This is a genomic window from Sphingomonas psychrotolerans, assembly GCF_002796605.1.
Classification (GTDB): Bacteria; Pseudomonadota; Alphaproteobacteria; order Sphingomonadales; family Sphingomonadaceae; genus Sphingomonas; species Sphingomonas psychrotolerans.
Window position 1 is genome coordinate 4300587 of record NZ_CP024923.1, and the last position, 21967, is coordinate 4322553.

The following is a 21967-nucleotide window of genomic DNA, read 5'->3' on the forward strand; positions in this document are numbered from 1 at the left end:
ATGCGGGGGCTGAGCAGGACGGCATACGCCATCGCGCTGATGATCATGGGGGCACAAGCGCTCGTACAGTATCTAGTCCATACGGAGGCGGACTTCGCGGACAAGCTGCGACCCATTCAATCGACCTTGCAGATCGCTTTTCTGGTATTCGCTATCGCCGGTTCATCACTGGACCGACGAAAGTCGCGCGACGACCTGAAAGAACCTTCGCCGCGATATTCTGGTGTCGCAGTCGTTGTTATAACCGGTGCAACGGCATCAATGGTGGTGGTTCGCAGCAGCTATCTGTATGCCTTGTTGATTGCGGCAGGGACAATAGCGATGGCAGTGCTTGTTTGGCATTTTGCAACCGCCCACGCGAACGAGATAGGCGAAGCGCGCTTCCCCAGCCCCTCAGTTGCTGATTAACGGCGAACATCAGCTAGCCACCCAAACCCGGACCTAGTGCTCCAGCACGCTGACGGGGCCATCGGGCGCGAGAAGAGGTGCCCAGCCAGACTTAACGGCGGCGGTTACGACCTGATTGAGAAGCGGAGCGTCAATCTTCGGCCGCTGTCGCCCAACCACCAAAAGTGGCCTCAGCTTCCCCCGTTTGCGGGGGCGCCGGATGTCCAACCCACCTTCGGATCGTTGAAATCCACTACGTCGCCGAGCTCCCAGACGTTCGGATAGCCATAGCCGACAAGGTTGATGAAGGTCTGGATGTTGAGCGCGAGCGCGGCGTTCTTGAGCATCACCGGGGCGCGGTGGTTCGAGAAATTGTTGTTGCAGTAGATCAGGATCGGACGGTCGCGATTGGGGCCGAGCGCTTCCGCCAGCGCCTCGGCGGTGAAATCGGTGAGCGGAAGATTGATCGCGCCGGCGATATGCCCTTCGGCGAACTTGTCCGCCGAGCGCGCGTCGAGAAGCAATGCGCCGTTCTCCGCCGCTTTGGCCTTGAACGCCTCGAACCGCAGCAGCCGGCCGGCGCGTAGTGTCCGGACGTTGCCGGTAAGCGTCGTGAAGGCGGCATAGTCGATTTGCGGGTTGGGCGCGGGATCGTCGGGAAGCGCGAGCAGCAAGGCAAGAGCGAGCAGCATAAGACATTCCTTCGATCGAGGCCGTAACGATCGCAGGCAGAGGCTGCACGAACCCTGAACCATTTCGGCAGCCCGGCCTTGTGCCGGGGTCCACCGCGCCGCACGCGAGCCGCGAACAGTCTGGACCTTCCCCGACCGCCTGGTGGATCCCGGCACAAGGCCGGTGTGACGGGTGGTTGTCTGGTATGGGCAACCCGTTATCACCGCTCGCAAGGAACGAGGGGAGATGACATGGCCAGCCTGTTTCGCCTGAAGCAGATCGTCGCGGAGGCGGATCGGCCGCACGCACATCGCCTCCAGCGTACGCTCTCATGGCCGCATCTTGTCGCGCTGGGCGTCGGCGCGATCGTCGGGACGGGTATCCTGACATTGATCGGAGTCGGTGCCGATCGCGCGGGTCCGGCGGTGATCGTGTCGTTCGTCGTCGCAGGGGCGATCTGCGCGTGCGCGGCGCTGGCTTATGCCGAGATGGCGACGATGATCCCCGCCTCGGGCAGCGCCTATACCTATAGCTATGTGGTGCTCGGCGAGATCATCGCCTGGGTGGTCGGGTGGAGCCTGCTCGCCGAATATACCCTGGTCGTCGCGACGGTGGCGGTCGGCTGGTCGGGCTATTCGGTCGGCTTTCTCGAGAGCCTCGGCGTGCATCTTCCCGCGGCGCTCACCCATGGCCCGGTAATGGCGGGCTGGCAGGTCGTCGAATGGGGCGTCAACTTGCCTGCATTGTTCATCGTCGCGGTCGTCGCGGGGCTGCTGATCGTCGGCACGCGCGAAAGCGCGACGCTCAACGCCGTGCTCGTCGTGGTGAAGCTGATCGCGCTCGCGGTGTTCGTCGCGGTGGCCTTCCCGCATTTCGACGCCGCCAATTTTGAGCCCTTCGCGCCGTTCGGCTTCACCAAGGCGATGAGCGCGGACGGCGTCGAGCGCGGGGTGATGGCGGCGGCGGCGATCATCTTCTTCGCCTTTTACGGCTTCGATGCGATCTCGACCGCGGCGGAGGAAGCCAAAAATCCGAGCCGCGATCTGGCGATCGGCATCGTCGGTTCGATGATCGCGTGCGTCGCGATCTACATGCTGGTGGCATTGGCGGCGGTGGGGGCGCTGAACTACACCCGCTTCGCCGACAGCCCCGAGCCGCTCGCCTTGATCCTGCGCGAGATCGGCCAGCCGCGCACCGCCGCGTTCCTCGCTGCTTCGGCGGTGATTGCGTTGCCGACGGTGATCCTCGCGTTCCTCTACGGCCAGAGCCGAATCTTCTTCGTGATGGCGCGCGATCGCATGCTGCCCGAGAGCCTGGCGACCGTCTCGCGGCGGGGGACGCCGGTGCGGATCACGATCTTCACCGCCGCTGTGGTGACCTTCTTCGCGGCGTTCTTCCCGATCGATCAGATCGCCGCATTGGCTAATGCCGGCACGCTCACCGCCTTTGCCGCGGTGGGGATCTGCATGCTGGTGATGCGCCGCCGGGCTCCGCAAGCCGTGCGCCCGTTCCGCGCGCCGGCGGCGTGGCTGGTCGGGCTCGGTGCGGCGTTCGGCTGTCTCTATCTTTTCACAAGCTTGCCGCATCAGACGCAATTGTTGTTCGGCGCGTGGAACCTGATCGGGCTGCTGCTCTATTTCGGCTATGCGCGGCGCAATGTGGACAAGGGGGCGGCATGAGCGGCTGGACGATCGGGATCATCGGCGGCTCGGGGCTCTACGACGTCGAGGGCATCGAAGGTGGTGCGTGGGTCGAGACTGCGAGCCCGTGGGGTACGCCATCGGATGCCTGCTTCGTCGGGCAGGTCGGGCATGTTCGCGTGGTGTTTCTGCCGCGGCACGGGCGGGGGCACCGGATCAGCCCGTCGGAGCTCAACCCGCGCGCCAATGTGGACATACTCAAGCGGCTCGGAGTCACCGATGTGCTCGCGGTGTCGTCGGTGGGCAGCCTCGTCGAGGATCGCCCGCCGGGGAGCTTCACGATCGCCGATCAATTCATCGACCGGACCAAAGGGCGGCCGTCGAGCTTCTTCGGGACGGGCATGGTCGCGCATGTCTCGATGGCCGATCCGGTGTGTCCGCGCCTCTCTGCGCTGGCTGCCGACGCGGCGCGAGCGGCAGGGGCCGAGACGCATGTCGGCGGAACCTATCTGGCGATGGAGGGACCGCAATTCTCGACCCGCGCGGAAAGTCACCTCTATCGCAACTGGGGCTGCCAGATCATCGGGATGACCGGCATGCCCGAGGCGAAGCTCGCGCGCGAGGCCGAGCTTCCCTATGCGCTGGTCGGGATGGTAACCGATTATGATTGCTGGCGCGAAGGCGAGGAAGCAGTCGATGTCGCGCAAGTGATCGCGCAGCTCTCCGCCAACGCGGCCAAGGCGCGCGCAATGGTGATGCACTTGCTGCGCAATTTGCCGGCGGAGCGGCCGGCTTCGCCGATCGACACTTGCCTCGACGCGGCGCTGATCACCGCGCCTTCCGCGCGCGACGCCGATCTGTTGGCGAAGCTAGATGCCGTGGCGGGGCGTGCGCTGGGCTAAGGGTCAGTACTCGATACCCGCAACGGCCGAGATCGCCGGACGACCGCGAAGCGGCGGGACGATTTTGGCGCACAGCCACGTCACTCGTCGGTCACGATGGCACGGCATCGCTCCCTCCTCGTTCCTCCCTGTGCGCCAGAATCGGCTCCGTCTCGGCCATTGTGGCTATCGAGTACTGACCCTACCGTCCAGGATCGGGAACGCTGGTTATAGATATGTTTCTGGTCGGTTGCTGCCGGCAGGCGTAGACTTCGCTTACCGGGGGGTAAAATCATGAAAACCACGAGTCGTAGTTCTCGGCGTGCATTCGTGCTGGGCGGGACCGCCGCTGTGGCGTGCGTTGGGCCGCTGGCCGTGGCGCAATTGGCGCGCGCGCCGCTGCCGTCGCGCAAGAGCCCGGCGCCGACGTCTGCGCAGAGCGAAGTGGCCGAGTGGGAAAATCTGGTCGGCGCCAGCTTCCTCGTCGGCGGCGAAGCAGGCAAGGCAGTCGCGAAGCTGGTCATGGTCGAGCGTCCGGCGATCGACCCGAAGCGCCCCGCCGGGCTGGCGCGCTTCCAGCCCTTCACGGCGTGGTTCGAGATGGAGGCGCGTCTCGCGCCAGCGGGCCAGCGGACCTACAAGGTCGCGCATCCGACCAGGGGCCTGATCGATCTGTTCCTCGGCCGCGGTGCGGACAGGCGCGGCAAGGCAGTCGTGTACGCGCTGTTCAACTAGGGCGTCTGCAAGCTATGGCTGTCCCGTAACGTCTCGGGACAGGAGTGACTGGTTTGAAGAACGCGAAATTCGTCGGGCTTGGCCTCGCATTGGTGCTGGCCGGCACGGCGGCGGTGGCAGTGGCGATGCAGGCCGGCGGCAGCCAGGACCATTCGCAGGACGCGGCATGGCACAACCAGCAGATGCTGGCGCTCGCGCAATTGAAGGCGAGCGACGGCTGGCAATCGCTTCCCGGCAATTTGCGCTGGCGGCGGATCAAGGGCGACGGTTCGGGCAAGCATCCGACCGTGCAGGACGTGGTCAAGATCCACTATGCCGGCACCTTGATCGACGGGACCGAGTTCGACAGCTCCTTCACCCGCGGCGAGCCCGCGACCTTCCCGCTGGGCGCGCTTATCCCTGCCTGGCAAATGGCGGTGCCGATGATGGGGGTGGGCGATACGATCGAGATCGCCTCGCCCTCCGACCTCGCTTACGGCCCGGTGGGCAAGGGGCCGATCCCGGGCGGAGCGACCTTGTTGTTCAAGATCGAATTGCTGGGGATCGGGGAGTAAACCTCTTCTGGATTCCCCTCCCGCAAGCGGAAGGGGAGCGATGAAGCCGAGCGGGCAGCAAAAAGGCCGCGGTGGGGATGTCCACCGCGGCCTTTTCTGTGACCCCGCTGCTTACGCGGCCAAGTTGCGCAGGACGTATTGCAGGATGCCGCCGTGGAGGAAATATTCCAGCTCGTTGACCGTATCGATGCGGCAGCGGGTCTGGAAGGTTTCGGTCTTGCCGTCGGCGCGGGTGAGGGCGACTTCGACGTCCTGTCGCGGGCGGATCGCGCCTACACCGGTGATCGTGAAGGTCTCCGAGCCGTCGAGCCGCAGCGTCTGGCGAGTCACGCCCTCGGCGAACTGGAGCGGGAGTACGCCCATGCCGACGAGGTTTGAACGGTGAATACGCTCGAAGCTCTCGGTAATAACCGCGCGGACGCCTAGAAGATTAGTTCCCTTGGCGGCCCAGTCACGCGAAGATCCCGTTCCGTATTCCTTGCCAGCAACCACGACCAAAGGCGTGCCGTCTGCTTTATGGCGCATTGCGGCGTCGTAGATCGGCATGACCTGATCGTGATACTTGGTCATGCCGCCCTCGATGCCAGCGACCATTTCGTTCTTGATGCGGATATTGGCGAAGGTGCCGCGGACCATGATTTCGTCATTGCCACGGCGCGCGCCGTAGCTGTTGAAGTCCTTCCGGGAGACCTGATGGTCCTGGAGGAACTTGCCCGCGGGGCTGTCCGCCTTGATCGAGCCGGCCGGCGAAATATGATCGGTGGTGATCGAATCGCCGAGGATTGCCAAGGGCTTGGCATCGATGATGTCCTGCACCGGGGCGGGGGTCATCGTCAGGCCTTCGAAGTAAGGCGGGTTGTGGATATAGGTGCTGGCGGTTGGCCAGCGATAGGTGTCCGAACCCTCGACCGTGATGCCCTGCCAGTGATGGTCGCCGAGATAGACGTTCGAATATCGGGTACGGAACATCTCGTCGTCGATATTGGCGGCGATCAGTCCGGCGATTTCCTCGTTCGAGGGCCAGATGTCCTTGAGGAAGACGGGGCCGTTGGTGCCCTGACCGATCGGGGTCTCGTACATGTCCTCGGTCACGGTGCCCTTGAGCGCATAAGCGACCACGAGCGGCGGCGAGGCGAGGAAGTTGGCGCGGACGTCAGGCGACACGCGGCCCTCGAAATTGCGATTGCCCGACAGCACCGAGGCGGCAACGATGTCGTTGCCGTTGATCGCCGCGGAGATCGGCTCGGCGAGCGGGCCGGAATTGCCGATGCAAGTGGTGCAGCCATAGCCGACGAGGTTGAACCCGATCGCGTCGAGATCCTCGCTCAGGCCCGCCTTGTTGAGATAATCTGTGACCACCTGGCTGCCGGGCGCCAGCGAGGTCTTGACCCACGGCTTGCGGGTGAGGCCCAGCGCCCGCGCCTTGCGCGCGACGAGGCCCGCGGCGATCAGCACCGAGGGGTTCGAGGTGTTGGTGCAGCTGGTGATCGCGGCGATCACGACGTCGCCGTCGCCGATGTCATGCTCGGCGCCCTCGACCGCGACGCGCGCGGGGCGCTCCTTGTGATAGACCTTCTGCAGATCGGCGTTGAACACTTCGTCGACGGCGTCGAGGCTCACGCGGTCCTGCGGACGCTTGGGGCCGGCGAGCGACGGGCGCACGCAGCTCATGTCGAGCTCGAGGGTGTCGGTGAAGATCGGCTCGGGGCTGTCGACATCGTGCCACATGCCCTGGGCCTTCGCGTACGCCTCGACCAATGCGATCGTCTCGTCCGGGCGGCCGGTGAGACGCATGTAGTCCATCGTCTTCTCATCGATCGGGAAGAAGCCGCAGGTCGCGCCATATTCGGGCGCCATGTTGGCGATCGTCGCGCGATCGGCGAGCGTCATCGAATGGAGGCCGGGGCCGTAAAATTCGACGAAGCGGCCGACCACGCCCTTGGCGCGCAGCATCTGGGTGACGGTGAGCACCAGATCGGTGGCAGTGATGCCTTCGCCGAGCGCGCCGGTCAGCTTGAAGCCGACGACTTCGGGGATCAGCATCGACACCGGCTGGCCGAGCATCGCCGCCTCGGCCTCGATCCCGCCGACGCCCCAACCGAGCACGCCGAGACCGTTGACCATCGTGGTGTGGCTGTCGGTGCCGACCAGGGTATCGGGATAGGCGATCATGCTGCCGTCGGGCGCGACCGACGACCAGATCGACTGCGAGATATATTCGAGATTGACCTGGTGGCAGATCCCGGTGCCGGGGGGGACGACCTTGAAATTGTCGAGCGCCTTCGAGCCCCATTTGAGGAACTCGTAGCGCTCGTTGTTGCGCTCATATTCGAGCTCGACATTCTGGCCGAACGATTGCGGGGTGCCGAATTCGTCGACCATCACCGAGTGATCGATGACGAGATGAACGGGGACCTGCGGATTGATCTTGGCCGGATCGCCGCCGAGCTTGGTGATCGCATCGCGCATCGCGGCGAGATCGACCACGCAGGGCACGCCGGTGAAATCCTGCATCAGCACGCGGGCGGGGCGATACTGGATCTCGCGGTTCGAGCGCGCGTCCTTCTGCCAGTCGACGATCGCCTGGGCATCGTCCTTCGTCACGGTCTTGCCGTCCTCGAAGCGCAGCATGTTCTCGAGCAGCACCTTCATCGAGAAGGGCAGGCGGCCGATGTCGCCGAGCTTCTTCGCCGCCTTGGGGAGCGAATAGAAGCTGTAGGTCTGGCTGCCGACGGTGAGCGTGTCGCGAGTGCCGAGCGTATCGTTGCCGATGGCGGTCATGGGGCGCGGGGTCCTTTCTATGTCCGGCCCGGGCGCTCGGGGGACGCAAGTCCGAAGGACCGCGCGGGCGCGCCGGTAGGGTGCTGCGAATGCGAGATTCGAAGGGGCCTTAGCGCGGGAGAGAGGGGAGGGGAAGGGTGTGGGGATTTAGCCTTTACCGGCGGGCCTTGTCGGCCGCGGCGCCCGCGCGGTCATGAGTTTCAGCTCTACGAGGCGATTCTTCGCGGGAACAGAAATGACGATGTCAGGAATGCGGTCCAGGTTGCGGAAGCATAACGGTACCCGCATCAATCGGGCCACTATTGCACTCTCCTGACGAGAAGGAATATTCCCTTCCTTTGCGCGATAGAGCTGATCAAAACACGAAAGAAGAATAAAATGGAACCCGGGAACCTCCCTTAGTAACTTTGTTGATCCTTCAGACATAAGCTCCCTAAAAGCGTATGGAGTATCAACCCATGATTTACTATCACCATTCCAATCCGCGTCTCTTAAATCCAAAGATCTAATAATAGAGGAAAATGCGGAAATGTAATAAGATGACACCTTACTTGATCTTGCCAGAGCGCTGTAACAGGCTGATACTATTTGATCAAATATCCGAATTTCACCTTGGCATGTTTGTTGTATATCGTCATCATAGGATGATATTTCAAACGGGGTATATTTAAAATCCTCTATAGGGTGTGCTGATATATTCTTTCCGTTTATGTCTATAAAAAAAGATTTTACCACATTTTCAGAGCGAAATATTCGTAATCTATCTTTCTCTGCATTTAGTTTATTGATTAGTTCCTCTCGCGATGGCCCTGGGGAGGCGGTCCGTAGATTTTCTTCAATATCTGAAAACCGAATAACATTCGTGTCTATAGTACAGCCGACACCTTTGAAATTGAGTTCTCTTTGATAGGCTTCCGGCGCTTTACCGAGGAATGTGTAAGAAATTAGCTTGCCAAAAAATTTCGCAGTTTTCTTTTTTTCTCGTATATTAACGCCGATATCTCCGGGAAGAAAAGAGCACCGAAAAAACTTACCGTCCTGAAACATTTGATTACGCATCTTCCGAATGAACGGAAGAGCGAGTTCATAGTCTGCGCATGAGAAAAAGGCGCCATCACTGAAGGCGTAACAATCGCCGTCAAACTCATCGAATGCATCTATTATCGCGGAATGAAAGCTGTCCAGGCTTTCAAGCAGGCTTTGGGAGCTGTGCCTCGCCGCATCCCGACTACCCAGCAAGTCAATGTAGCCGCACCATCCCATCACAGACCCCCTTCAAGAAGGTTCACTGCATCTGAATTGACATCAAGGTACACGGCATGCAGGTGCCCGGACGATATGAGTGCGCTAAGCATCTTATACCTTGAGCGGAATGTCCTGACAGGAACATATCGAAAAGTATTAATGCGTGCGTAACGACCAAATAGGGAAAATATCTTTCGTTTCATGGAGGGGCTTTTTCGTGCCTTTGCACTGCTGCGCAATATCAGCAGCGCGTAGCGCCCGTCAGGTAGTTCAGCCAACTTGGACTCGATGCGCTTCAGCGAAAGCTGTCCTCCCAGCAGCGGCAAATCACCCAAGGCGCGCGTTGTCGCATGGGTTCTCGCTGACGGAGGTCTAAATCGGTTTTCAACCCAGTCCGCAAACTCACGCCATCCCGCAAAGGCTGCGGCTGCCCGCCCCGCTACATCAGAGTCTTGCACGACCGTCAGCGACGAGATGGTCGCATAGCCGGCTCGCTTGGTGACTTCTCGCAACCACGAGCGCTCAATGCGCTCCTTAGCGAACTGGGCCTTAAGTCTGTAGAGCCCGGCGTGCCCCCTCGCTTCAATCGCCCGCGCTACGGCGCCCGATTGTGCGAATAAATTGCCAAGTGTGACGTCAATTATAACGTCCTCGATCATTCGTGCCGCTTTGTCCCGCGTTACAACGAACCGTGCTTTCGCAGGTCCTATTTTCGAATCGATCGTATTGGGGCCAACATCATCCCCCTCCAATATGAGCACAAGCAGTTTAGATTCAGAGAATGCGCTTTTAAGTAGCGACGAGCTGATCTGTGATCTGGAAAAGATAATTCTAACGTGCGGATAGCTATTTTCCCCGAACAACGTTTCAGCCATTCGCTGCTCAGACCGTCCGGACAAGGATCTTGGCTTTAAGGTGATTCGGATCGTGGGAAGGGTGATATTTTGTGAGCGCTCGATACTTTGGATAACATCCGCGGCTCGATTTTCTATCTGTTGCGCCACAGCGCTAGGATATAGAGCGTGCATATTATCTACTAGCAGATAGCCTTGTCTGTCCATCATCGTCCCCCTTCGATGGAGGGGCAGGCTACGGCGCCAAACGCATAATCTGCAAGTTCTAATTGAGAATTGTGTGGATAACTGCGTTGATAAAGCGGGTTGTCTCGATCGCTGTTGTCGAAATTGGCTCCGTCCATGTTTATCGATACTTCGGCCGGAGCATGTTGTCGGTGCGGCTCGGCTGGCGTCGACTCATATCTTCAATGGGATACGAAGCCGCATTCATGAAGAGTTGGGATCGGAGTGAAAACCGGGTCGCGTCATCGTCGAAGGCGTCTTGGTTCGATGTGCGATCACCAAGCCTAATGCTTTTGTTGACCTGACCCGGTGGCCTACGCACCGGTGAAAGCGTCAAGCGGCCGATCGCCGAACGGCGTGCGAGAACGGCGACGCGGCAGCCTGCACACCGGCGGATTCCGACCCTGGAGTGCTGCGGCTTCCGCCCGGGGCCTGAAGCGAAAGGACCGAAGGCCGCGTTTCGCTTGTAATTGCGATTAAATCGCATTAGCGGGCGCGCATCGGATGCCGGATCGTGGTTCGGCAGTCGCGTTTGCATCCATCTACCGCAGCCTCGCAGCACTGGCCGTGCCGGGTGGCGATCGGGTGCGTCGGCGCGGCGGACGATGAAATGCATCGATGGAAGTCGAAAAGGGGGAAATATGCGCCGTTCATTTCGCTTGCTGCTGACAGGCTCGGCATGGCTGTTCGTTCCGGCACTGGCCCATGCGCAGGACGCGCCGCAGAGCGACCCGGCGCCGGACGCGGCCCCGGACGCGGACGGAGCAGAGGACGCCGACATCGTCGTCACGGGCTATGGCCGGAGCAACGAGCCCACCACGGCGACCGGGCTTCCCCTCACGCCGATCGAAACGCCGCAGACCATCAGCGTCATCACCCGGCAGCAGATCACCGACCAGGCGCTGACGTCGATCAACGACGCGCTCGATTTCGCCGTGGGCATTTCCAAGAAAGACATCGATCGCGGGCGCAGCGCGATTTCCGCGCGCGGCTTCGAGGTCCAGAATTTCCAGCTCGACGGGGCGCCGTTCGCCAACGGCAATGTCGGCTTTGGCGAGACCAGCACCGCGCTGTACGAGCGCGTCGATCTGGTGCGCGGCGCGGCGGGGCTGATGCACGGCGCGGGCGATCCATCGGCAGTGGTCAACCTGATCCGCAAGCATGCGGATGCCGGAAAATTCGCCGGCTATGTCAGCCTCGAAGCGGCTTCATGGGATCGCTTCGCCGCGACGGTGGATGTCCAGTCGCCGCTCAATGCCGCGGGAACGGTGCGGATGCGCGCCGTCGCCCAGGCATATCGGCAGGACGGCTTCGTCGATCGCGAGAAAAAGCAGGGTCTGGTGCTGTACGGCGTGATCGATGCCGATCTGGGCGAGCGCACGAGGTTGTCGTTCGGCGCGAGCTATCAGCGCGACGACCGCGACGGCGTGATGTGGGCGCAGCTGCCTTATTGGTATACCGACGGCACGCGGACCGACTGGCCGCGATCCAAGACCACCGGCACCGACTGGGGACATTGGAACACCACCGAGATATCCGCCTTCGCCACGCTGACTCACGATCTGGGTGGCGGATGGAACGTGCGCGGCGACCTCGGCTATCACAAGGGCCTCGAAGATTCGAAGCTGCTGTGGCTCGACGGCACGCCGGACCGGGTGACCGGGCTGGGAGTGAACAGCTATGGCTATTGGTACAAGGCCGATCCCGAGCAGTGGCACGGCAGCATTCAGGCCAACGGCACCTTCTCGCTGCTCGGCGGCACCCATGATTTGTCCTTCGGCGCGATGGCGAGCCATCTCGACGGCGGCTGGACCAATCGCGACCCCGTCGCGATCGATCCCGTCGGCGACTTCAATCGCTGGGACGGCGCGCTCGCCGAACCCGAATGGGGCGAGCGCTATGTGCTGTCGGGCATGGGCAACACCACCCAGACCGCGCTGTACGGCACGACCCGGATCAGCCTGATCGGCGGGCTCAAGGTCATCGGCGGCGGACGCGTGAGCAGCTTCAAGCGCAACGAGGATGCCGATGCCTTTGGCGGGGCCGGCTATCGCCTGAACTACAAGGGCGTATTCACGCCCTATGCCGGGCTGGTCTATGACATCACCGGCAATCTGTCGGCCTATGCGAGCTACACCAATATCTTCAAGCCGCAGGGCAATGTGCGCGATCGTGCGGGCCGGCTGCTCGATCCGCTGGAAGGCAAGAGCTACGAGGCGGGCCTGAAGGCACTGTTGCTCGACGGCCAGCTCCTCGCGACGGCGGCGGTGTATCGCATCGAGCAGGACAATCTCGCGGTTCCCGATCCCGGCCAGTTCGTGCCCGGCACCGCCAACCCGGCCTGGCGCGGGGCGATGGGGACCGTGGCCAAGGGCTATGAGCTGGAAATCGTCGGCAAGATCACGCCGCAGTGGAATGTCAGCGCCGGCTGGAGCCATTACAGCGCGAAGGATGCCGACGATGTGGACGTGCTCAGCCATCAGCCGCGCCGGGTGTTCAATTTCGCCACCGCCTATGACTTTGCCAATACACTCGACGGGCTGACCATCGGCGGCGCGCTCAAATGGGAGAGCCAGCCGCCGGTCACCGCGGAAAACCCCGGCACCGGAATCGTCGAGAATATCGGCCAGCCCGATTATGCCATCGTCAACATCATGGCGCGCTACGATCTCAGCAAGCAGCTGTCGCTGCAGGTCAATGTCGACAATCTGTTCGACCAGACCTTCTTCAGCGGCAACAGCTGGTTCCCCGGCTTCGTATATGGCGAGCCGAGAAATGGACGCGTGACGCTGAAATACGCGTTCTGAGCGGATGCGCCGGGGGGCGCCTGACCGGGGGTCGGCGCGCTACCCCTGCCGCGCCGCACCAAGAAATGTTCCTATTTGGTTCTTTCAATGTAGGAAATAAAGGCATATATGGTTGGCGTCTTTCTCACAGGGGAGGTGCATCCATGTCCATGCCGCCGGATTGGGCGCTTCGGCCCGCCGCAAGGCCGTTCGCGCGCTGGAGTGCCGATACCGAACAGGCGTTCCTGCTCGCGCTGCGGCTGACCGGTCGGGTGCGCGAGGCGGCAGCGGCGATCGGGCGCTCGGCGTCGGTGGCGTATAAACGGCGCAGGCGCGATGCCGGGTTCGCGGCGCGCTGGGACGCCGTGGTCGCCGAGCAGCAGGCGGCGTGGATCGCCGAGCAGGGCAAGGCCGTGCGGGCGCTGGCCGAGGAGCCTTTGGGCGACCATCGGCTGCGGCGCGACGGCTGGAACGACGCGCGGCGCAAGCTGTTCCTGCGGGCACTCTCCGAGACCGGATCGGTGCGCGACGCCTGTGCGCGGGCGCGGATCTCGTCGACTTCGGCCTATCAGCTGCGCGAGAAATGCAAGCAGTTCGCGGCGGATTGGGAGGCGGCGCTCGATACCCAGGCAGTGACGATCGAGCAGGCGGCCTATGAGCGCGCGGTGCTGGGCTGGGAGGAACCGATCGTGCACGGCGGGCAAGTGATCGGCCAGCGCTGGCGCTATTCGGAATCGCTGCTGCGCGCGCTCGTGCTGCACGAGCAGCGCGCGGCCGGGGCGGGACCCCGCGAGCGGGCGGGCGCGCCGGGGTTCAGGCGGCGGGCGACGCGCGAGGAGACAAACGCCGTGCTCCTCAAGGGGATCGCCGCGGCGAAGAAGCGACTGGAGAGGGAGGCGGCGACGGCTTCTGATGCGCTCAGAATGCCGCCGTCAGATTGACCGACGCGTATTTGGTCCACTTGCCCGGCGGCGGGTTGGGCGCATCCCGCAGGAAGCGGCCCTTGGCGAGCAGCACCGCGTCGAGCTCGAGCTTGAGCGCTTTGGTCAGCTGGTGGCGCAGCCGGGCGTCGATCTGGGTGCCGGCGAACGACCCCGAGCGGCCGGCGGGGTCGCGGACGCCGGTCGTCGAGAAGCTGTCCTCGGCGGCGGCGAGCCAGATCGGGCGGAGCGTCGTCATCCAGTCGGTGTTTTTGTCGGGAGTCGCCTCGATCCGCAGGCCAGGGCTGATGAAATTGGCGCGGCCGAAGGCGTTGTAGAGACCCGAGGGGCCGAGATCGGCGCGGCGCATGCCGAACAGGGTGTCGAAGCGGGTGTTGTGCCCGCCGGGGCGATCGCCGCTGGCATGGTCATATTCGATCGCGATGCGCGGCTTCCAGCCGCTCGCGAAGGTGTAGCCGGCTTCGGCATGGGCGAACCAGGCGGCGACCTGCTGGCGCGGGGCGGAGGCCGACAGACCGGTGGAGACGCGGCCGCGCTGGACGATGCCCTCGATTTCAAAATCGGCGCGGCCGGGGGCGGGATCGCCGATCAGGCGCAGCGATGCGGTGTTCAGCGAACGGTCGCGGGTCGGGCGGCCGGGGCGGTCACGCTCGGCGAGGTGGAAGAACGACGCTTCGAGCGTGGCGGGGCCGATCGTCCGCGCACGGCTGACAAGGCCGCCCCACAGGACGAGATCGAAGCCTTCGCGGTCGGGCGCGACCTTGTTGTCGCGCAGGTCGGCCGGGGCGTCGGGGCGGCGCTGCTGGGGCAGCGTGTAGACCAGCGAGGCCTTCCAGCCGCCCTGCCAGCCGAGATCGGCGCGGAGACCCGTATAGCCGTTGGTGGTGTTGCGATAATCGTCGGCAGCGACGAGCCGGCGCGAACCGAGATTGAGCAGGAAGCGGCCGGCCTGGAGCGAAAAGTTGCTGCCCGCGCCGAGCGGGTCCTTTGCGCGGAATTCGACAAAGGCCTGGACGAGCTCGGCGGTGTTGACTTCGCTGGTGGTGATCGGCGTGCCGTCGTCGCCGCCATAGACGCGGCTGTCCCACAATTCGGCGACGAGACGGACCGGCCCATGCTTATATTCGGCGAGCAGAATGGTGCGCAGATTGACGAGATCGTCGGCGGTGTTGAACCCGGCGCGGGCCTGACCGTCGATCGCTTCGTAGCGCAGCCGCGCGGTTCCCGAGAGCGACAGGTCTTGCGCCGCCGCGGGCGCGGCGATCCCGCTCGCGCCGAGCGCGACGCACAGCAGCGCGAAGCGGGCGGGGGCGACAGGATTCACGGGCATGACGGCGTCCTCATGGAATGTTCGGGACGCGATGCTTCGGCTGTCGCCTCGTGGGGAGACCGCGGCCCCCATGCGGCCCAACTCCGCCAATTGCGCCGCGATTGTCAATGCCGGCGGCGGGACATAGGCTAAGCGGGGCAATCGGGGGAGCGGGTTTGCGGCACGGTCTGGGGATGCTGGTGGTGGCGCTGGCGCTGCTGGGGAGCGCGGGTGCCGCGGCGCAGGAATTGCCGGCCGCGGCGCCGACGGCCTTGCCCGAATGCCGGCGAGTGGGGGAGGCGGCGTTCCTGCGGATCGATCCCGCGGCGGCGGCCCTGCTCGGCGAGATCGGGCTCGATCGTGCGGCGGTGTTCGAACGGATGGCCGAGACTGCGATCCCCGAGACGATGGGCTGCTGGGCGATGCCGGTGGGCAATTTCGACAGCCAATTGGTGTCGGTGGGGATGAGCCAGTGGAATTACGGCACCGGCAGCCTGCAGCCGGTGCTGACGGCGTGGAAGCAGCGGCTGGGGGGCAGCTTCGGGCGGACGCGCAAGGCGCTGGCGCCGGTGTACGGAAAGCTGCTGTTCTCGCGCGATTGCATGAAAGTGCCGGTGAAGGACAAATGCCGCAAGGGCATCCTCGCGGCGCACGGGCCGGACGGGAAGCTGAACCCGGTGATGCTCGGCGAGCTCACCGCGATCTTCGAGAGCGACGCGATGCTGCAGGTGCAGACCGACGCCTATGTCGCGTTGCTGCTGGCCGTGCGCGAGGATCTGCTGCGGGTGTTTCGCGGCCAGAAGATCACGATGCGCAAAGTGCGCTGGGCAGTGGACACCAAGGTCCAGCAGGGCTTCTTTCCCGCCGACGAGGATCTGGCGCGGCTGCGCGGCAAGCTGGCGGCGATGTCCGAAAGCGAGCGCGGCGAGCGGCTGCGGGCGATCTTCGACTGGTATGCAGGGCTCAGCCGAAGCGTGGACCAGGACGGCGTGGGGCGCGACTGGGCGTGGAACGTCGCGCAGTGGCGATGCATGCTCGACAAGGGCCGGATCGATCCCGAGCAATATGAATTGCTCCATCTGACCTTTCTCAGGAGCCGCACCGCAGTGGGGAATAGCGGGCGCTGGCAGGCGCTGACCTTCTCGCGGCGGGCGAAGATCGCGCTCGGCATCGGCAGCGTGAGCGGGAAGCGCGACGGGGACTGTATCGGCGGGGCCTGACCCCCTTGGAACCGGCGCGGCGACGGTCCATTAGAGGGGGACGGACAGTTCAGGGAGTGACGAGATGAAGCGCGTGGCGATGGGGGCGATTGCGGTCGCGGCAATGCTGGGCGGATGCGCGACGCCCGAGCAGAATGCGCGCTACATGGCGGGGCATTACCGCGCGCAGGCGGACATCGTGAACCCGGCGGGCGAGAAGATCGGCACCGCAGTGGCCGAGGAAGTCGATGGCGCGATCCGGGTGATCGTCGAAGCCGGCAATCTGCCCGAGGGGCCGCACGGCACCCATATCCACGCGATCGGCAAATGCACCGCGCCCGACTTCGCCAGCGCCGGGCCGCACTGGAACCCGACCACCCACCAGCACGGCAAGGAGAACCCCGCGGGCCCGCATGCCGGCGACATGCCCAATCTCGATGTCGCCGCGGGCGGGCGCGACCGGACGATCTTCACCTTGCCCGGCGGCACCTATCAGCAATTGCTCGACGAGGACGGCGCGGCGATCGTGATCCACGCGAATGCCGACGACTACAAGACCGATCCCTCGGGCAATTCGGGCGGGCGTATCGCCTGCGGCGTCTTCCAGGCGATGTGAGCGGGCAGCCGCGCGCGCTGGCCGGGATTGCTGGAAGCGACGGAGGGGGAGCGTTCATCAGCCGTCGTGCATCCTCCCCTCCGTCTGCTTCGTATGCCCACCCCCCCGGGCGGGGGAGGATTGAGGGGTGAGTGGCGCGTCAGCCTGCAGCCGCCAACGCCCACGCAAAGAGCAGCGTCGTCGCTGCGCCCAGCGCGCTCCTGACGTTGTGCAGGTTTCCCCATTGCACCAGCATCGCACGGCTTTCGGCACCGGCCTCACTTTCCGGCATCGCCATCAGGCGCTTGTTGACCGGCATGATGAGGAACAGCGTGAACGGCCAATTGGCGAGCAACAGGACGCTTCCGGCAAGCCATCGCCAATCCGCCGAAAGATAAGCGACGATCAGTCCCGCGACGCCGCCGAGGACCGACAGCCCGGACTGAACAGGTAACGCTCGCCTGTAGCTGGGTTGCCACTGCGCAAGCAGGGGGCCGTCTGCCAATCCGAGCCGCGCAGGATGTTCGACGAGGCTGATGTAGAGTGCCGCGCCTGCGAACAGCGTAGCGAAAACGAGTGCCGCTATCGAGAGTTGAAACATCGAAATTCCTCGGCATTGGCCGGGAAGGCGCGATACCCGTGTCAGCGCCTTCCCAAACACGTTGGGTTGACGCCGCGGCTGGGAAGAACCCGATGAACGGGCGCAGGAGCTACCGACCTGCAACTCTATTTTCGGCATCTGGAAAATGGTCGGTGCCGACGACAATTGCAAGCCGTCGGATGCCCGCACCTGGGCGCTCGCCTTTCGACAGCATCCGATACCTGCCGGCCGGCTTTTGGCTCGTTGCGCCGATCGTTGCATCCGAATGGCAAGAATGGTGGGTAGATGCCGGTCGGATTTCAGGCGCTTATCAGGCGATAGCGGACATCGAACTGACTGGTTCGAAGCCAAGAGCTTTCCTGTGCTCGGCGATGAGAACGTCTGTCGTGCGTCGGAACTCGTCCGGGTCGGCGAGACTGTTGTTAACGCGCGCCACAGCGAGGCGCACGCGCGCGTCTCGAATCGAATTGAAGAGGCCCGCCGCATCGGCGGTCCCACCGGACAGGCCAGCCGCCATCCCTGCGTGATAGGCGGACCAGCTGCCCCGGGCTTGTTCGGGTAGCTCGCGCTCTTTTACAGCAAGCACCGCCGCGGCAGCTTCGATAGAGTTGAAGGTTCGCTCCAGTTCGACCGACTTTTCGGCAGCTGCCTCGGCAAAGCGCGTAGCTTCAAACTGGAATTGGGCGTCAGATGTGTATTCGACGAATGGCTCGACACGTCCGCCATGGTCGAAGCTCAAATGATCCTGTTCGATCCATAGCCAATGTGCGGCGACGTTCAGGTGGCTGCCCTTAGCCCAACTGCTCGGCTGGAACTCGACCACGCTCAGCCACCAGCCGTGATCTTTGATCCAGATACGCGACCGGCCCTTACGATTAAAACCAGTCGGCCCGAGTATCTCCTTGGCGGCAGCTGCGATCAGCTTGTCATGCGGGTTCGGCATGGAGGCACATTATGCTCCGGCCTCCGAACGAACAACGTCCGCTACCGGGGGCGTCACAGACACGTTCGGGCGTCTGGGTTTGTGTCCTGAGAATCCGCTTTCGGTGACTCGAAGGGGGAACGGTCTTATGAGTAGAGTGCGAGCGTTCGCGGCGACCAAAGGTGGCTTTCATGTTTGCACTAATTCTGGTTGGGTCGCTGCTTGCTTCCTCTCAGGTCAAGCCGTCCTCGCAGGCGGAAGTGCGGGACATCTGCAGCTTGCAAAATTTCTCACAGGTCGCCTTCGGCAACTGCCTCAAAGCGTATGTCGGGGAGAGCGCCACCCGTCTCGCCACGGCCGAGAGGGATGCGGTGGCGCGGATCGAGAACTGGGATGAAGATGTTCGCTATCGGGCACAGGCTCGGGGCGCCCTGGCGACGTCGAATGCCGAGTTCCTGCGCTTTCGTGCCCGCGAATGCGGCTTCGCGTCCGCGCTGGCCGGCGGGTCGATCGGGACAGCGCGGGAGCATTGGCAACTCGCTTGCGTCTATGAGCTCAATATCAGCCGAGCCGCGTCGCTTGACGGCTTCGTCGCCGGCCTCCCGCAACGCGGTTCCTGATCACACGATGCAATACCTTGCGTTCGGTTCGGACGGGGATATTTCCCTCCAGGATTTCCGTGACATGGCATGCTCCACGGCATCTACGAAGCAGCTTTCAAGGTATTTTCTGATCAAAGCAGGACTGGATCAACCCGACGATCTGGACCATCCAACGGTGGGCCTTTTTTTCCGCTCATCTGCGACATGGCGATTAGTTCGGTGCGGGGTCACGCTACCCATCGACCACTACCTTCGGCCACAATGATCTTATAGGTGGAATCTTATGCAGGATGATCTCGTATTTAAGACCGGGATGGCAAAAAGAACTTTGGGATGGTTTGTTTGCTTAGGTGCGGCGGGCGCATTGGTGGCTATGATATATACTATTTACACACATCCCGAAAATCAAACTTCAGAAGAACTTTGGTCAGGAGTCGCTATTGGCGTTTTCCTTATCGGCCTCATGGTCTTCGGGATCGCTATGCAATATGTACGTTGGAGCATCGAGGGCGAAAATATCGTCTACCACCGTCTCTTTAAAAGAAAATCTATTCCTATCTCTGATTTGGCAGGATTTGGGCAAATTATTATCAGTGTTATGGTCATTCCTTTCCAGCACCTGGATCTATACGATCACAAACTGAACCACATCGCGCGACTCCCGGTCAGTCTCAAGGATTGGCCAAAAGCGGAAGCATGGTTCGCCGAGCGTTTGCGCTATGTCGTCAATGATGGAAGCCACATACTGCCCAAACTGAGGTTTGCCGATACTCCAAAAAACTAATTGCTTGCGGTCCGACGTCCAAGATTTTCTAGCAGTGTAACGGCGGAGCGATTTTTCGACGGTCGCTCGGAGCGCATGTCATCGACTAACACGTGCCGATCCTGCAGCGACGACTCTTTGGTGTCGCAAGTTAGCTGACTGACGGCAGGTTACAGGCCTGTAGACCGGCCGGCGGAACGGCCGACTTCGGGACGTCTGCAGACCTGCAGCTTTGGGCAGGAGTGCGTGACAGCTGGCGTTGCGGGCCAGCCAGCCGGATGGCCGACAGGGGGCGGGCCGACATCAACCAGCGCGCGGCTTTGCCGCCTCCACCCTCATTCGGGATCGTTCGGGGATTTACCGCGCCGCAAGCGCCGGCAACGCGCCTCTATCGCATCATTCAGGCGCCTGGTGGGCGCCGGAACAAGTCCGTGACCGCCGTGGCCTGGCTTTCAGTAGATGGAAAGGTCGCGAGCGTTGCGTCGACCAGCGCACGCGAGGCGCCGTCGATATTGGTTCGCTCGACTTGCTTGTGGGATGCCTTCTCGAACAACCGCACCCTGCCATCCTGGCGCGAGATCTCGACTTTCATGTGTACCTCCCAGGCCGCCGGAGTCCCGCGCCAGAGGTTGCGGCCCCCTCGACCCGCGGGAAGTTGCCCGGAAGGATAGGGGTAGTCCTCGCCCGCCGCGCTGCTCCGCGCAGCGGGCCGGGACATGAACTCCATATTGGTGCCAAGATCACGCAGGACCTTGCCACTCAACCGAAGCTTCACGACCATGTCAGGTGTCTGATCTCGACCGGCGACGCGATAGCCCTTTTTCTGCAGGTGCGCCGTTACGAACCTGGCGATCCGCTTGAATTCCCAATTAGTGAACCGGCCTTCCGCCGCAACGACGGAGAAGGTTCGAGGCGCCTCGGCCCCGACGCGCCCGCTGACGGCTGCCGTGGCGCCGAGAGGCGAAACACTTCCTGCCGTGGCCAGAATTGCGATTCCGATTGCCGCGCAAAATCGCATGTCAGCTCTCCTCGCATAGCTTTGGCCGCCCGATCGGAGCGGAGTCTTGCCCGCGACGCACGATGACACGGACGACGTCTCACCTCAAGGAGGATGCCAGGATGCTCGCCAAGGTCTTGCAGCACCGCGTTCCAGAGTTCTAGACTGTCGGAGTTGCCTCCATCGCTCCCGTCGGGCGTAGCCGCTGTCCTTGCCGCATCTATTGGGGCAATGCGGATCGGTCTGGAGAGAGCAATGTCGAATCCATCAAACGCGTGGGATGGCGAACTGGTCCGCAAATGGCTGGAGCGCCGGTTCGAGGCTGCGAGGCTGGATCAGGCCGCGGCGGACCGGCGCGGCTATGAAGCGCAGGACGATTATGACAAGGCCGCGGCCGAGGAATGGGTTTGCCGTGCGCTGAAAGCCGCGGGCTGCACGAACGATCAGGAAGCGCTCGCCAGGCGCCTCAAGGAACTGATCGGCCAGGACGAATATCAGGCGACGGGCATCTACGACAATGTGCGGTTCGAACGGCATGTTCGCGGTCACCTCAGGAAACTGGCGAAAATGACCAAGGCGAACGAGGGATTCGAGAAGACGCTGCGCTATCAGTGAACGCAGCGGCCAGCCGAGCGTAAACCCGCGTGACACGATCCTCCGGTCGACGTAGGAGCGTCCAGCCGAAATCAGAGCAGCAGGTTGGTAGTTCCTGCGCCCGCCACGCGGGTTCGATTTGCCGCGGCGTCAACCGACCTGGATCGGCGATGGCGCGCGTGGACACCGACTCTGTTTCGCCCGCCGTCACGATCCCGGTTCTGAAAGTGGAACGGAGAATATACGTGTGGCAAGCTTACGGCTTTTTAATCGGTGCAATCATCGCGGAGGTTTCCGCCAGCTCGTTCGTCAACAAATCCGAATATTTGACCAAGGCGGCGCCCAGCATCATCGCTTGTCTTCTCTACCTGCTCGCACTGGTGCTCTTCAGCCAGGCGCTTCGGTCGATTCCCCTGGGGTTGGGCTACGCCATCTGGTCGGGACTCGGCATCACTCTCGTCTCGCTCGTGAGCGTGTTCTATTTCAAGCAGTCGCTTGACCTTCCGGCGATCGCGGGGCTGGCGCTGATCATTGCGGGCGTCGTTCTCATCAATGGATTTTCCAACTCGCTTCATACGCAGTGACCGAACGGGCGGCTTCCTGATCGGAGGCCGCCCAAGGCCTTGCAGCGACCATGGCGGCCAGTGGGTGCGGCGGGTCCCGGAACAAGCCCCCGCCCGTTGA

General features: G+C 62.8%; 21 protein-coding genes. 13 read left to right on the forward strand and 8 right to left on the reverse strand.

The features are described 5' to 3' along the window. Complete coding sequence (locus CVN68_RS19615; RefSeq protein ID WP_100283684.1) at positions 1 to 408, forward strand: hypothetical protein; 408 nt, start codon at positions 1 to 3, stop codon at positions 406 to 408. 170 nt (positions 409 to 578) lie between these two features. Here the strand turns inward: CVN68_RS19615 and CVN68_RS19620 are convergent, their stop codons facing one another. After that, positions 579 to 1079, reverse strand: coding sequence for a rhodanese-like domain-containing protein (locus CVN68_RS19620; protein ID WP_100283685.1), 501 nt, complete (start codon positions 1077 to 1079; stop codon positions 579 to 581). A gap of 231 nt (positions 1080 to 1310) precedes the next feature. Between CVN68_RS19620 and CVN68_RS19625 the strand changes: the two genes are divergently transcribed. From CVN68_RS19625 to CVN68_RS19640, 4 genes are all read left to right on the forward strand, one after another. Next, positions 1311 to 2738 (forward strand): amino acid permease, encoded by a 1428-nt coding sequence (locus CVN68_RS19625; protein ID WP_100283686.1) that lies wholly within the window; start codon positions 1311 to 1313, stop codon positions 2736 to 2738. Next, entirely contained in the window at positions 2735 to 3601 is an 867-nt protein-coding gene (gene mtnP / locus CVN68_RS19630; RefSeq protein ID WP_100283687.1) for an S-methyl-5'-thioadenosine phosphorylase, read from the forward strand. Before CVN68_RS19625 ends, mtnP begins: the two co-directional genes overlap by 4 nt. Before the next feature lie 309 nt (positions 3602 to 3910). Continuing rightward, positions 3911 to 4315 carry a DUF6916 family protein gene (locus CVN68_RS19635; protein ID WP_233503441.1) on the forward strand — a complete coding sequence of 135 codons (405 nt, stop codon included), beginning with the start codon at positions 3911 to 3913 and terminating at the stop codon, positions 4313 to 4315. A gap of 53 nt (positions 4316 to 4368) precedes the next feature. After that, positions 4369 to 4869, forward strand: coding sequence for an FKBP-type peptidyl-prolyl cis-trans isomerase (locus CVN68_RS19640; protein WP_324870487.1), 501 nt, complete (start codon positions 4369 to 4371; stop codon positions 4867 to 4869). Between the two features lie 111 nt (positions 4870 to 4980). Here the strand turns inward: CVN68_RS19640 and acnA are convergent, their stop codons facing one another. From acnA to CVN68_RS23455, 3 genes are all read right to left on the reverse strand, one after another. Beyond that, positions 4981 to 7650, reverse strand: coding sequence for an aconitate hydratase AcnA (gene acnA / locus CVN68_RS19645; RefSeq protein WP_100283689.1), 2670 nt, complete (start codon positions 7648 to 7650; stop codon positions 4981 to 4983). A 147-nt stretch (positions 7651 to 7797) separates the two neighbouring features. Then, entirely contained in the window at positions 7798 to 8913 is a 1116-nt protein-coding gene (locus CVN68_RS23450; RefSeq protein WP_158298969.1) for a hypothetical protein, read from the reverse strand. Beyond that, positions 8913 to 9770: a hypothetical protein gene (locus CVN68_RS23455; protein WP_158298970.1), complete on the reverse strand. Its 858-nt coding sequence runs from the start codon at positions 9768 to 9770 to the stop codon at positions 8913 to 8915. Before CVN68_RS23455 ends, CVN68_RS23450 begins: the two co-directional genes overlap by 1 nt. A gap of 845 nt (positions 9771 to 10615) precedes the next feature. Between CVN68_RS23455 and CVN68_RS19650 the strand changes: the two genes are divergently transcribed. Both CVN68_RS19650 and CVN68_RS19655 read left to right on the forward strand, forming a co-directional pair. After that, positions 10616 to 12781 (forward strand): TonB-dependent siderophore receptor, encoded by a 2166-nt coding sequence (locus tag CVN68_RS19650; protein ID WP_158298971.1) that lies wholly within the window; start codon positions 10616 to 10618, stop codon positions 12779 to 12781. A gap of 143 nt (positions 12782 to 12924) precedes the next feature. Continuing rightward, positions 12925 to 13701: a hypothetical protein gene (locus CVN68_RS19655; RefSeq protein WP_158298972.1), complete on the forward strand. Its 777-nt coding sequence runs from the start codon at positions 12925 to 12927 to the stop codon at positions 13699 to 13701. Here CVN68_RS19655 and CVN68_RS19660 read toward each other — a convergent pair. Beyond that, on the reverse strand, positions 13679 to 15031 hold the full coding sequence (locus tag CVN68_RS19660; protein WP_100283692.1) for an alginate export family protein: 1353 nt from the start codon (positions 15029 to 15031) through the stop codon (positions 13679 to 13681). The two genes, CVN68_RS19655 and CVN68_RS19660, sit on opposite strands and share 23 nt — an antisense overlap. A gap of 155 nt (positions 15032 to 15186) precedes the next feature. Here CVN68_RS19660 and CVN68_RS19665 point away from each other — a divergent pair, with 155 nt between their 5' ends. Next, positions 15187 to 16230: a hypothetical protein gene (locus CVN68_RS19665; protein WP_158298973.1), complete on the forward strand. Its 1044-nt coding sequence runs from the start codon at positions 15187 to 15189 to the stop codon at positions 16228 to 16230. Positions 16231 to 16294: 64 nt separating this feature from the next. Continuing rightward, the gene (locus tag CVN68_RS19670) at positions 16295 to 16825 is read left to right on the forward strand and encodes a superoxide dismutase family protein (protein WP_100283694.1); all 531 of its coding nucleotides are present in this window, start codon (positions 16295 to 16297) and stop codon (positions 16823 to 16825) included. Positions 16826 to 16964: 139 nt separating this feature from the next. Here CVN68_RS19670 and CVN68_RS24090 read toward each other — a convergent pair whose 3' ends face one another. Then, on the reverse strand, positions 16965 to 17666 hold the full coding sequence (locus tag CVN68_RS24090; RefSeq protein ID WP_233503442.1) for a DUF1772 domain-containing protein: 702 nt from the start codon (positions 17664 to 17666) through the stop codon (positions 16965 to 16967). Positions 17667 to 17715: 49 nt separating this feature from the next. Next, on the reverse strand, positions 17716 to 18348 hold the full coding sequence (locus CVN68_RS23735) for a hypothetical protein (RefSeq protein WP_199560142.1): 633 nt from the start codon (positions 18346 to 18348) through the stop codon (positions 17716 to 17718). Positions 18349 to 18518: 170 nt separating this feature from the next. On the opposite strand from CVN68_RS23735, the gene CVN68_RS19685 reads away from it, so the two are divergent. After that, positions 18519 to 18947, forward strand: coding sequence for a lysozyme inhibitor LprI family protein (locus CVN68_RS19685; protein ID WP_100283696.1), 429 nt, complete (start codon positions 18519 to 18521; stop codon positions 18945 to 18947). Positions 18948 to 19212: 265 nt separating this feature from the next. Further along, positions 19213 to 19713, forward strand: a complete 501-nt coding sequence (locus CVN68_RS23460) for a hypothetical protein (protein ID WP_158298974.1) — start codon at positions 19213 to 19215, stop codon at positions 19711 to 19713. 379 nt (positions 19714 to 20092) lie between these two features. Here CVN68_RS23460 and CVN68_RS19695 read toward each other — a convergent pair whose 3' ends face one another. Beyond that, a complete protein-coding gene (locus CVN68_RS19695) occupies positions 20093 to 20710 on the reverse strand; it encodes a DUF4136 domain-containing protein (protein WP_100283698.1) in 618 nt (205 codons plus the stop codon). A gap of 234 nt (positions 20711 to 20944) precedes the next feature. On the opposite strand from CVN68_RS19695, the gene CVN68_RS19700 reads away from it, so the two are divergent. Both CVN68_RS19700 and CVN68_RS19705 read left to right on the forward strand, forming a co-directional pair. After that, positions 20945 to 21304, forward strand: coding sequence for a hypothetical protein (locus CVN68_RS19700; protein ID WP_199560143.1), 360 nt, complete (start codon positions 20945 to 20947; stop codon positions 21302 to 21304). Between the two features lie 149 nt (positions 21305 to 21453). Beyond that, positions 21454 to 21867 (forward strand): DMT family transporter, encoded by a 414-nt coding sequence (locus CVN68_RS19705; RefSeq protein WP_100283699.1) that lies wholly within the window; start codon positions 21454 to 21456, stop codon positions 21865 to 21867. Positions 21868 to 21967: the final 100 nt, after the last annotated feature.

Bases quoted from the DNA above. Each gene is read 5' to 3' on its own strand.
- CVN68_RS23450 (WP_158298969.1), bottom strand. From the start codon at position 8,913: ATGGGATGGTGCGGCTACATTGACTTGCTGGGTAGTCGGGATGCGGCG.
- CVN68_RS19620 (WP_100283685.1), bottom strand. From the start codon at position 1,079: ATGCTGCTCGCTCTTGCCTTGCTGCTCGCGCTTCCCGACGATCCCGCG.
- CVN68_RS19670 (WP_100283694.1), top strand. From the start codon at position 16,295: ATGAAGCGCGTGGCGATGGGGGCGATTGCGGTCGCGGCAATGCTGGGC.
- CVN68_RS23455 (WP_158298970.1), bottom strand. From the start codon at position 9,770: ATGGCTGAAACGTTGTTCGGGGAAAATAGCTATCCGCACGTTAGAATT.
- CVN68_RS19695 (WP_100283698.1), bottom strand. From the start codon at position 20,710: ATGCGATTTTGCGCGGCAATCGGAATCGCAATTCTGGCCACGGCAGGA.
- mtnP (WP_100283687.1), top strand. From the start codon at position 2,735: ATGAGCGGCTGGACGATCGGGATCATCGGCGGCTCGGGGCTCTACGAC.
- CVN68_RS19660 (WP_100283692.1), bottom strand. From the start codon at position 15,031: ATGCCCGTGAATCCTGTCGCCCCCGCCCGCTTCGCGCTGCTGTGCGTC.
- CVN68_RS19650 (WP_158298971.1), top strand. From the start codon at position 10,616: ATGCGCCGTTCATTTCGCTTGCTGCTGACAGGCTCGGCATGGCTGTTC.
- CVN68_RS19685 (WP_100283696.1), top strand. From the start codon at position 18,519: ATGTTTGCACTAATTCTGGTTGGGTCGCTGCTTGCTTCCTCTCAGGTC.
- CVN68_RS23735 (WP_199560142.1), bottom strand. From the start codon at position 18,348: ATGCCGAACCCGCATGACAAGCTGATCGCAGCTGCCGCCAAGGAGATA.
- CVN68_RS23460 (WP_158298974.1), top strand. From the start codon at position 19,213: ATGCAGGATGATCTCGTATTTAAGACCGGGATGGCAAAAAGAACTTTG.
- CVN68_RS19625 (WP_100283686.1), top strand. From the start codon at position 1,311: ATGGCCAGCCTGTTTCGCCTGAAGCAGATCGTCGCGGAGGCGGATCGG.
- CVN68_RS19615 (WP_100283684.1), top strand. From the start codon at position 1: ATGCGGGGGCTGAGCAGGACGGCATACGCCATCGCGCTGATGATCATG.
- CVN68_RS24090 (WP_233503442.1), bottom strand. From the start codon at position 17,666: ATGCAACGATCGGCGCAACGAGCCAAAAGCCGGCCGGCAGGTATCGGA.
- CVN68_RS19655 (WP_158298972.1), top strand. From the start codon at position 12,925: ATGTCCATGCCGCCGGATTGGGCGCTTCGGCCCGCCGCAAGGCCGTTC.
- CVN68_RS19705 (WP_100283699.1), top strand. From the start codon at position 21,454: ATGGCGCGCGTGGACACCGACTCTGTTTCGCCCGCCGTCACGATCCCG.
- acnA (WP_100283689.1), bottom strand. From the start codon at position 7,650: ATGACCGCCATCGGCAACGATACGCTCGGCACTCGCGACACGCTCACC.
- CVN68_RS19700 (WP_199560143.1), top strand. From the start codon at position 20,945: ATGTCGAATCCATCAAACGCGTGGGATGGCGAACTGGTCCGCAAATGG.